This window comes from Pseudomonas reactans, from assembly GCF_013385825.1.
GTDB classification, from domain to species: domain Bacteria; phylum Pseudomonadota; class Gammaproteobacteria; order Pseudomonadales; family Pseudomonadaceae; genus Aquipseudomonas; species Aquipseudomonas reactans.
The window spans coordinates 418843-428567 of record NZ_JACAPG010000020.1 but is presented as its reverse complement, the minus strand read 5'-3'; the positions used below and the strand labels follow the sequence as shown (position 1 = coordinate 428567).

The following is a 9725-nucleotide window of genomic DNA, read 5'->3' as shown; positions in this document are numbered from 1 at the left end:
CGGCCAGCACCAGGTTGTTGGCGACCAGGGAGTCGGCGGTGGAGAAGAAGCCCAGGTTGCGCATGACGATGCGACGTTCGTCGTCGGTCAGGCCTTCGGGGTTTTTCCACAGCGCGATGTCGGCGGTCATGTTGACCTCTTGCGGCATCCAGTGGTTGGCGCAGCCGTCGAGGTACTTCTGCCAGGCCCAGTCGTACTTGAAGGGTACGAGTTGGTTGAGGTCGGCGCGGCAGTTGATCATGCGTTTTTCGTCAACGGCGACACGGGCGGCGGAGCCTTCCAGTTCGGCGAGGCCTTCGGCGACGTCGAGTTTGTCCAGGGCGGCCTTGGCGCGCACGATGGCGGCGGAGTCACTGGCGGTGATGGCGCGGGCTTCGATGGCGGCGGCGGCGCCAGCACCGTCGAGGCGGTCCATGTTGGCTTCGGTGGCGTGGCCGGCGTTGGCGCCTTTAGCGGCTACTTCGCCTTCTTCTTCTTTGTCGAATTCGTCCCAGCTCAGCATGACGTGTCGTCTCCTGCGTGAGGGCTCAAAGGTGCCCGTGTGAAACCGGATGGTTGGGTGTTCACACGGCCCTGAGGCCGCGGTGGATCTTAAGGAATCGTTTGTTGCAACAGCTAGCGCAGGCATTAAACGGAATTGGGTAACGGGTGCTCTGCGTGAGGCTTGAGGGGCGGAGCGGTAGGTGCTTGCTCCAGCGGAGGCCTCAGGTCTGGCTCTTCATCCCGGTGTAAAGGGATATTGCAGGCCCGGTTTACCCGCGCATTGTAGGGGAAAAAAACGGCTTTGTGTTGGGGCGGATGGTCACGGGGACCTGCCAGAATGGAGTGTTTTTCGGCCAGAGTACGGATTTATAAGGCTTTGCTGGGGTTGGATTTTTTTGACGGGCGGTGGGATGTTTTTTGTAGGGCTCGGGGGAGGGGCGCGTGGGACGCTTTAAGGGGTGGGTGTGGCTGAAATCGCCATCGCTGGCAAGCCAGCTCCTACAGTGGGTTCGTGGTGTATTAGCGGCCGGCTCTTTGCCGCAAGAACGATTTCTTGCGGCGAACAAGATCACACTAATGAAGTTATCACCCGTTAGAACAACCATTGCCCATCACATGGTAATTAAGAATATGACGCTGACCGTGTGAGTCTTCATATTCCATCTTTACCGGTACTACTTCGCATACTTCCGGAATACTGCTCATGGACACGACTTTGGCAACATCCAAGTGGGTGCTGTAAGTATAGTCTTCAACGATCGGGGTGTTACGGCTGGCCACGTCAGTTGGGGCTTCGTCGGCCAGGGCGGCGGTTGCGCACAAGCTGCTGAGGGCCATAACTACTAAAGCTTTCATTTCTCTATTTACCTTATTCAGGGCGAGTGGGGTCACGGGGCCCTTGTGAGGCCGCGTGTGTAACTTAAGAGTTGGGAAGTTCGGATTAACGTTGCCTTCGTGGGGGCTGTTGCGTTGTTAATCACAGTGCCTTGTTGGCGGAGTTGATTTTAGGCCCCCAGGTTATATTCATATACCCGTACTTTTGATAAACACTATTGGCGGTTTTTGTAACAATCCCGTGGTAAAGCTTTTTTCACAAAGCCGCGAAGCGCCGCAACCCGCGGGCTAGAGGTGCGAATGGGGGTATCAGGGCAATTTGTAGGGCCTTGTTACTACCATCGTCGAATGGTTCTATAGGTCAGCCCCGGCTACAACAGGGCCATACAAAAACAACTATGTCACCGAGGTAAGAAAGATGAGTGCGGCTTCCCTGTACCCCGTTCGCCCCGAAGTAGCAGCCAACACGCTGACCGACGAGGCGACCTACAAGGCCATGTACCAGCAGTCGGTGGTCAACCCCGATGGCTTCTGGCGCGAGCAAGCCAAGCGCCTTGACTGGATCAAGCCTTTCACCACGGTGAAGCAGACCTCTTTCGACGATCACCACGTCGACATCAAGTGGTTCGCCGATGGCACCCTGAACGTTTCCTATAACTGTCTGGACCGTCACCTCGCCGAGCGTGGCGATCAAGTTGCGATCATCTGGGAGGGCGACGACCCTGCCGAAAGCCGCACCATCACCTACCGCGAGTTGCATGAAGAAGTCTGCAAGTTCGCCAACGCCCTGCGCGGCCAGGATGTGCACCGCGGCGACGTGGTGACTATCTATATGCCGATGATCCCCGAAGCCGTGGTCGCCATGCTGGCCTGTACCCGCATCGGTGCGATCCACTCCGTGGTGTTTGGCGGTTTCTCGCCGGAGGCCCTGGCCGGTCGCATCATCGACTGTAAGTCGAAGGTGGTGATCACCGCCGACGAAGGTATCCGCGCCGGTAAGAAGATTCCGCTGAAGGCCAACGTCGATGACGCCCTGACCAACCCGGAAACCAGCAGCATCCAGAAGGTCATCGTCTGCAAGCGCACCAATGGCAACATCAAGTGGAACCAGCATCGCGACATCTGGTACGAAGATCTGATGAAAGTGGCGGGCACCGTGTGTGCGCCAAAAGAGATGGGCGCCGAAGAAGCGCTGTTCATCCTCTACACCTCGGGTTCCACCGGCAAGCCCAAGGGCGTGCAGCACACCACCGGCGGCTACCTGCTGTATGCGTCCCTGACCCATGAGCGCGTGTTCGACTACCGTCCAGGCGAAATCTACTGGTGCACCGCCGACGTCGGCTGGGTCACTGGCCACACCTATATCGTCTACGGCCCGCTGGCCAATGGCGCGACCACGCTGTTGTTCGAAGGCGTGCCGAACTACCCGGATATCACGCGGGTGGCGAAGATCGTCGACAAGCACAAGGTCAATATCCTCTACACCGCACCGACTGCAATCCGCGCGATGATGGCATCCGGCACCGCTGCGTGCGAAGGCGCAGACGGCTCCAGCCTGCGTCTGCTCGGTTCGGTGGGTGAGCCGATTAACCCTGAGGCGTGGGACTGGTACTACAAGAACGTCGGCCAATCCCGTTGCCCGATTGTCGACACCTGGTGGCAGACCGAAACCGGCGGCAACATGATGAGCCCGCTGCCGGGTGCCCATGCGCTCAAGCCGGGTTCGGCGGCACGACCGTTCTTCGGTGTGGTGCCGGCGCTGGTGGATAACCTGGGCAACCTGATCGAAGGCGCTGCCGAGGGCAACCTGGTGATCCTCGATTCGTGGCCAGGCCAGGCGCGTACGCTATACGGTGACCATGACCGTTTCGTCGACACCTACTTCAAGACCTTTCGTGGTATGTACTTCACCGGTGACGGTGCGCGTCGTGACGAAGACGGTTACTACTGGATCACCGGTCGCGTGGACGACGTGTTGAACGTGTCCGGCCACCGCATGGGTACTGCCGAGATCGAAAGCGCCATGGTTGCCCACCCTAAAGTCGCTGAAGCAGCGGTGGTGGGTGTGCCACACGACATCAAGGGGCAGGGCATCTATGTGTATGTCACGCTCAAAAATGGCGAAGAACCGAACGAAGCGCTGCGCCTGGAGTTGAAAAACTGGGTACGCAAGGAAATCGGGCCGATTGCTTCGCCAGACGTGATTCAGTGGGCACCTGGCTTGCCGAAGACGCGGTCGGGGAAAATCATGCGCCGTATCCTGCGCAAGATTGCCACGGCCGAGTATGACGGGTTGGGCGATATCTCCACTCTGGCGGATCCAGGTGTGGTCGCGCATTTGATCGAGACGCACAAGACCATGAACGTCGCATAAGGCGAGACAGTCAGATAAAGCCCCACTTGGTGTAGGCCGGGTGGGGCTTTTTCATGCCCGCCACATCCCCTGTAGGAGCCCGGCTTGCCGGCGATGAAGCCCGTGAGACAGTCGCAGAATTCAAAGGCACCATCGCCGGCAAGCCGGGCTCCTACAGTTAATCGTGTTCCAAGGTGACAGAGGGGTGAGGTGAGAGGCCAATAAATATCGGTTTCTATTGTAGGAAGTTTCTGAATGTTACCCTCAGGCGCAAATGTGTAACCCGCGGCCCAAACATGAGGCAAAGCGCTACGCCCATGCCCCGAAAAACCGCGTTTTAGACACCCCAGCAAATAAGATTAAACGCCAGACTTGCCGTGCTAGAAGGGTTTGCGAATAATAGGCCCGCAATTTGCAGCGTCTACAGGTTTAATGTCTTTTGTCTCTGCATAAAATACAGAGGCTGTCAATGAGCTGGAACCGCTTTCTCGGTGCTTCTGTAAATTGTTGTCGCATTGAGGAAATATCGGCTTCCGGCCTGTCGTTAGAATGCCGATCACTCGCTCGTCGTCTCCAGTGTGTAACTGGTGTGGGACGCAGCACCGCAATTCGGTTTCCCTTAAGTCGCATCGTGGGCCATGGCTCATACTGCTGTTTTGCCCTATACCGATGGAGTCCCAAGATGAAGAAACTCGTGCTGTTGGGCGCCCTGGCGCTGTCCGTGCTGTCCATGCAGGCTTTCGCTGAAGGCAAGCCCCTGAAAATTGGTATCGAAGCGGCTTACCCTCCGTTTGCCTCCAAAGCGCCCGATGGCAGCATCGTCGGTTTTGACTACGACATCGGCAACGCCCTGTGCAAGCAGATGGACGTGAAGTGCACCTGGGTCGAGCAAGAGTTCGATGGCCTGATCCCTGCACTGAAAGTGCGCAAGATCGACGCGATCCTGTCGTCCATGTCCATCACGGAAGACCGCAAGAAGTCCGTGGACTTCACCAACCGCTACTACCTGAGCCCAGCGCAGCTGGTGATGAAGGAAGGCACCACCGTCAGCGACAGCCTGGATGAGTTGAAGGGCAAGAAGATCGGTGTGCAGCGCGGTTCGATCCACGATCGCTTCGCCAAGGAAGTCCTGGCCCCTAAAGGTGCCACGGTTGTGCCTTACAGCTCGCAGAACGAAATCTACCTGGACGTGGAAGCCGGTCGTCTCGACGGCACCGTGGCTGACGCGACCCTGTTGCAAGACGGCTTCCTGAAGACCCCAGCCGGTAAAGGCTACGCGTTCGTGGGCCCACAGTTCACCGACGCCAAATACTTCGGCGACGGCATCGGCATCGCCGTACGCAAAGGCGACAAGGAAAACCTCGACCGCATCAACGCAGCCATTGCCGCGATCCGTGCCAACGGTGAGTACAAGAAAATCCAGGACAAGTACTTCGACTTCGATATCTACGGCGCTGACCCTAAGTAAATCGTCGTAGCTGTCTGTTCGAAATGGCGCAAGCAACAGAATTCCTGAGGTTTGCGCCATTTTTTCATCCCCCTTTTCGAGGACCTGAATCATGTTGAAAGGCTACGGGGCCGTCATCCTCGATGGCGCATGGTTGACGCTTCAGCTCGCCTTGTCGTCCATGGCCTTGGCCATTGTTCTGGGTCTGATCGGGGTCGCGTTACGCCTGTCGCCGGTGCGCTGGTTGGCTTGGCTGGGTGACTTGTACTCCACGGTGATCCGCGGGATCCCCGACCTGGTGCTGATCCTGCTGATTTTCTACGGCGGTCAGGACCTGCTCAACCGCGTCGCGCCGATGCTGGGCTACGACGACTATATCGATTTGAACCCCTTGGCCGCCGGTATCGGCACCCTGGGTTTCATCTTTGGCGCCTACTTGTCGGAAACCTTCCGCGGCGCCTTCATGGCCATTCCCAAGGGCCAGGCCGAAGCCGGCCTTGCGTATGGCATGAGCAGTTTCCAGGTGTTTTTCCGGGTGATGGTGCCGCAGATGATCCGTCTGGCGATCCCTGGTTTCACCAACAACTGGCTGGTCCTCACCAAGGCGACTGCACTGATTTCGGTGGTGGGCCTGCAAGACATGATGTTCAAGGCCAAGCAGGCGGCAGATGCCACCCGCGAACCTTTTACCTTCTTCCTCGCAGTGGCGGCGATGTACCTGGTGATCACCAGCGTGTCGTTGCTGGCCTTGCGTCATCTTGAGAAGCGCTACTCGGTAGGCGTAAGGGCGGCTGATCTATGATCTTCGACTACAACGTCATCTGGGAGGCCATGCCGCTGTACCTTGGCGGCCTGCTGACCACCCTGAAACTGCTCGCCATCTCGCTGTTCTTCGGCCTGCTTGCCGCCTTGCCTTTGGGTCTGATGCGCGTGTCCAAGCAGCCGATCGTCAATGGCGCGGCCTGGCTTTATACCTATGTGATCCGCGGCACGCCGATGCTGGTGCAGCTGTTTTTGATCTACTACGGCCTGGCCCAGTTCGACGCCGTGCGCGAAAGCTTCCTGTGGCCGCTGCTGTCCAGCGCGACGTTCTGTGCGTGCCTGGCGTTTGCGATCAACACCAGCGCCTACACCGCCGAGATCATCGCCGGTAGCCTCAAGGCCACGCCCAATGGCGAGATCGAAGCCGCCAAGGCCATGGGCATGTCGCGTTACAAACTGTACCGCCGCATCCTGCTGCCGTCGGCCCTGCGCCGGGCGCTGCCGCAGTACAGCAACGAAGTGATCATGATGCTGCAGACCACCAGCCTGGCCTCCATCGTCACCCTGATCGACATCACCGGCGCCGCGCGCACGGTGAACGCCCAGTTCTACCTGCCGTTCGAAGCCTACATCACCGCCGGTGCGTTCTACCTGTGCCTGACCTTCATCCTGGTGCGCCTGTTCAAGTTGGCCGAGCGCCGCTGGCTGAGCTACCTGGCTCCACGGAAGCATTGATATGGAACGTATCGATCACCTGTTGCCTTGGGGCCACCTGGGCTGCGAGCGTCAACTGAGCGTATTCCGTTTCGGCCAGGGCGAGCGCAAGGCGTATATCCAGGCCAGCCTGCACGCTGATGAATTGCCCGGCATGCGTGCCGCGTGGGAGCTGAAAAAGCGCCTCGCCGAACTGGAACAGCAAGGTGCGCTCAACGGGGTGATCGAGCTGGTGCCGGTGGCCAACCCAATGGCCCTGGGCCAACTGCTGCAAGGCAGCCACCAGGGCCGTTTCGAGGTGGGCAGCGGCAAGAACTTCAACCGTGATTTCGTGGAGTTGAGCGAGCCGGTTGCCGAGTTGCTCAACGGCAAGTTGGGTGATGACCCCCACGCCAATGTGCGTTTGATCCGTCAGGCGATGAGCGATGTACTCAACGCGTTGCCCGAGCCAAGCAGTCAGTTGCAAGGCATGCAGCGTATCTTGCTGAGCCACGCCTGTACCGCCGATGTGGTGCTCGACCTGCATTGCGACGCCGAGGCCGCACTGCATATGTACGCACTGCCGCAGCACTGGCCGCAGTGGCGTTCGCTGGCGGCGCATTTGAATGTGAAGGTCGGCCTGCTGGCGGAAGACTCCGGCGGCAGTTCGTTCGATGAGGCCTGTTCGCTGCCGTGGTTGCGTTTGTCTCAGGCGTTTCCTGAGTCGCAGATCCCGCTGGCTTGCCTGGCGACTACGCTGGAGCTGGGCGGTCAGGCCGATACCGGGCGTGACGAGGCGATCTTCCACGCCGAAGGTATTCTCGCGTTCCTCGCTGAGCAGGGTTTGATCAAAGGCGAATGGCCTGCGCCGCAATTTGAACCTTGTGAAGGCGTGCCTTTCGAGGGCACCGAATTGCTGTTCGCGCCCCACGCCGGGGTGATCAGTTACCTGCGTAAAGCCGGTGAATGGATCGAAAAAGGCGAGCCGATTTTTGAAGTGATTGATCCCCTGGAAGACCGCGTCAGCACCATCTGTGCAGGTACTTCAGGGGTGTTGTTTGCCGTTGAACGGCTACGTTATGCCCAAGCGGGTTTCTGGCTGGCCAAGGTGGCGGGGCGCGAAGCGCTGCGTCACGGGCGCTTGCTCAACGACTGACCACCTGTTTTTGTGAGAACCGACCGCATGTACAAACTTGAAGTCCAAGACCTGCATAAACGCTATGGCAGTCATGAAGTGCTCAAAGGTGTGTCCCTGGCCGCCGCGGCCGGTGATGTGATCAGCATCATCGGTTCCAGCGGTTCGGGCAAAAGCACCTTTTTGCGTTGCATCAACCTGCTGGAGCAACCCCACGCCGGCAAGATCCTGCTCAACAATGAAGAGCTGAAGCTGGTGGCCAACAAGGACGGCGCCATGAAGGCTGCCGATCCCAAGCAACTGCAACGCATGCGTTCGCGGCTGTCCATGGTGTTCCAGCATTTCAACCTGTGGTCACACATGACCGCGCTTGAAAACGTGATGGAAGCGCCGGTGCACGTGCTGGGCGTGTCGAAGAAAGAGGCCCGTGAAAAGGCCGAGCACTACCTGGCCAAGGTTGGCGTGGGCCATCGTAAAGATGCGTTCCCCGGCCACATGTCCGGCGGCGAGCAGCAGCGCGTAGCCATCGCCCGTGCCTTGGCAATGGAACCTGAGGTGATGTTGTTCGACGAACCCACCTCGGCACTCGACCCGGAACTGGTCGGTGAAGTGCTCAAGGTGATGCAGGACCTGGCCCAGGAAGGCCGCACCATGGTGGTGGTGACCCACGAAATGGGCTTTGCCCGTGAAGTGTCGAACCAGCTTGTGTTTTTACACAAAGGCATCGTCGAAGAGCGCGGCAACCCGCGTGAAGTGCTGGTGAACCCGCAGTCCGAGCGTTTGCAGCAGTTCCTCTCAGGCAGCCTGAAATAGTCCAGCCTGCTATTCACCCCTGTAGGAGCGAGCTTGCTCGCGAAGGTCGTTAACGATAACGCGGGAAACCAGATACCCCGTGGCGTTCTCCGGTTTTTCGCGAGCAAGCTCGCTCCTACAGGAGAGCGGATCTTCATTGTTTTGAGATTTGTGTTGGTTTACGGGCTAGCATTAGCCCTTGTCTTCATTACTGTTACTGGCTTCGGATAGCACTCCATGACCGCCCACAAAATTGGTTTCCTGATTTGGCCCAGCACAAAAGCCCTGACGCTTGCGCTGGCTGAGGAGGCCTTGCGCGTTGCCCAGCGGGTGCATCCGGACGTGGTTTACGAGCTGTCGTTCCTGCAAGCCGAGCCGGCGACCGAAGGTGCCTGGCAACTGCCGGGCGAGCCATGGGCTGGCAAACTGGAAGGGTTCCAGAAGCTGTTCCTGCTGGCGGATGAACCGCCGACGGTCATTGCTTCCCAACTGAGTACCGCGCTCAAGCAATTGGTCCGCGCCGGCTGTGTGATCGGCGGCTTGTCGGCCGGTGTGTACCCATTGGCCCAACTCGGCCTGCTCGACGGCTACCGCGCCGCCGTGCACTGGCGCTGGCAGGACGATTTCGCCGAGCGTTTCCCCAAGGTCATTGCCACCAGCCATCTGTTCGACTGGGACCGCGACCGCCTCACTGCCTGCGGTGGCATGTCAGTACTCGACCTGCTGCTGGCGGTATTGGCCCGTGACCACGGCGCCGAACTGGCCGGTGCGGTCTCCGAAGAACTAGTGGTAGAACGCATCCGCGAAGGCGGCGAGCGCCAGCGCATTCCGCTGCAAAACCGCCTGGGTTCCAGCCATCCAAAGCTGACCCAGGCTGTTCTGTTGATGGAGGCGAATATCGAAGAACCGCTGACCACCGACGAAATCGCCCAGCACGTTTGCGTTTCGCGACGACAACTCGAACGCATCTTCAAGCAATACCTCAATCGCGTCCCCAGCCAGTACTACCTGGAACTACGCCTGAACAAGGCCCGCCAGATGTTGATGCAAACCAGCAAGTCGATCATCCAGATCGGCCTGTCGTGCGGCTTCTCCTCGGGGCCGCATTTCTCCAGCGCCTACCGCAATTTCTTCGGCGCCACCCCGCGTGAAGACCGCAACCAACGCCGCAGCAGCAGCCCGTTCGAGTTGTCGTCGGTGCCGTCCGAGCGCGGTTGACCGCTGAC

9 protein-coding genes are annotated in these 9725 nt (G+C 59.0%); 7 read left to right on the top strand and 2 right to left on the bottom strand.

Going from position 1 to position 9725, the window contains the following annotated elements; genetic code table 11:
• Both HX868_RS24660 and HX868_RS24655 read right to left on the bottom strand, forming a co-directional pair.
• A partial coding sequence (locus tag HX868_RS24660; protein ID WP_177004669.1) for a ribonucleotide-diphosphate reductase subunit beta occupies positions 1-502 on the bottom strand: 502 nt, incomplete at its 3' end.
• A gap of 566 nt (positions 503-1068) precedes the next feature.
• Positions 1069-1338, bottom strand: coding sequence for a DUF2790 domain-containing protein (locus HX868_RS24655; RefSeq protein ID WP_016979809.1), 270 nt, complete (start codon positions 1336-1338; stop codon positions 1069-1071).
• Positions 1339-1735: 397 nt separating this feature from the next.
• Between HX868_RS24655 and acs the strand changes: the two genes are divergently transcribed.
• The 7 genes from acs to HX868_RS24620 all read left to right on the top strand — a co-directional run bounded on the left by acs (position 1736) and on the right by HX868_RS24620 (position 9717).
• Positions 1736-3691 (top strand): acetate--CoA ligase, encoded by a 1956-nt coding sequence (gene acs, locus HX868_RS24650; RefSeq protein ID WP_177004668.1) that lies wholly within the window; start codon positions 1736-1738, stop codon positions 3689-3691.
• A 661-nt stretch (positions 3692-4352) separates the two neighbouring features.
• Positions 4353-5138 (top strand): ABC transporter substrate-binding protein, encoded by a 786-nt coding sequence (locus tag HX868_RS24645; RefSeq protein ID WP_095017326.1) that lies wholly within the window; start codon positions 4353-4355, stop codon positions 5136-5138.
• 91 nt (positions 5139-5229) lie between these two features.
• On the top strand, positions 5230-5919 hold the full coding sequence (locus tag HX868_RS24640; RefSeq protein WP_010208305.1) for an ABC transporter permease: 690 nt from the start codon (positions 5230-5232) through the stop codon (positions 5917-5919).
• Positions 5916-6614 (top strand): ABC transporter permease, encoded by a 699-nt coding sequence (locus tag HX868_RS24635; RefSeq protein WP_016979807.1) that lies wholly within the window; start codon positions 5916-5918, stop codon positions 6612-6614. Before HX868_RS24640 ends, HX868_RS24635 begins: the two co-directional genes overlap by 4 nt.
• A 1-nt stretch (position 6615) precedes the next feature.
• Positions 6616-7728 carry a succinylglutamate desuccinylase/aspartoacylase family protein gene (locus HX868_RS24630; protein WP_177004667.1) on the top strand — a complete coding sequence of 371 codons (1113 nt, stop codon included), beginning with the start codon at positions 6616-6618 and terminating at the stop codon, positions 7726-7728.
• A gap of 27 nt (positions 7729-7755) precedes the next feature.
• Positions 7756-8520 carry an ABC transporter ATP-binding protein gene (locus tag HX868_RS24625; RefSeq protein WP_016973723.1) on the top strand — a complete coding sequence of 255 codons (765 nt, stop codon included), beginning with the start codon at positions 7756-7758 and terminating at the stop codon, positions 8518-8520.
• Positions 8521-8736: 216 nt separating this feature from the next.
• A complete protein-coding gene (locus tag HX868_RS24620; RefSeq protein ID WP_016979802.1) occupies positions 8737-9717 on the top strand; it encodes a GlxA family transcriptional regulator in 981 nt (326 codons plus the stop codon).
• The last annotated feature ends 8 nt before the right edge of the window (positions 9718-9725 follow it).